Source organism: Methylobacterium mesophilicum (assembly GCF_022179445.1).
Taxonomy (GTDB): Bacteria; Pseudomonadota; Alphaproteobacteria; order Rhizobiales; family Beijerinckiaceae; genus Methylobacterium; species Methylobacterium mesophilicum.
This window is the reverse complement of sequence record NZ_BPQU01000184.1, coordinates 1-229: the sequence shown is the minus strand read 5'-3', so window position 1 is coordinate 229 and position 229 is coordinate 1. Positions and strand designations below refer to the sequence as shown.

The window sequence follows — 229 nt, the reverse complement described above, 5'->3', positions numbered from 1 at the left end:
GCCAGGCCGACGTGGTGGCGCTCGCCTGCCCGCTCACCCCGGAGACCGAAGGCCTGATCGATGAAGCGGCGCTCGCGGCGATGAAGCCGGGGGCGCTCCTGATCAACGTCGCCCGCGGCCGGGTGGTCGACCAGGACGCCCTGGCGGGGGCCCACACCGAGGGCCGGATCGCCGGGGCCGGCCTCGACTGCTTCCGGGAGGAGCCGCTGCGGTCGGAGGCGCCGTTCTG

1 protein-coding gene is annotated in these 229 nt (G+C 76.0%); it reads left to right on the top strand.

Features of this window, described 5'->3' with window-relative positions; all coding sequences use genetic code 11:
- On the top strand, positions 1-229 hold a 229-nt coding region (locus tag MFF40_RS28670), incomplete at both ends, for an NAD(P)-dependent oxidoreductase (protein ID WP_283206130.1).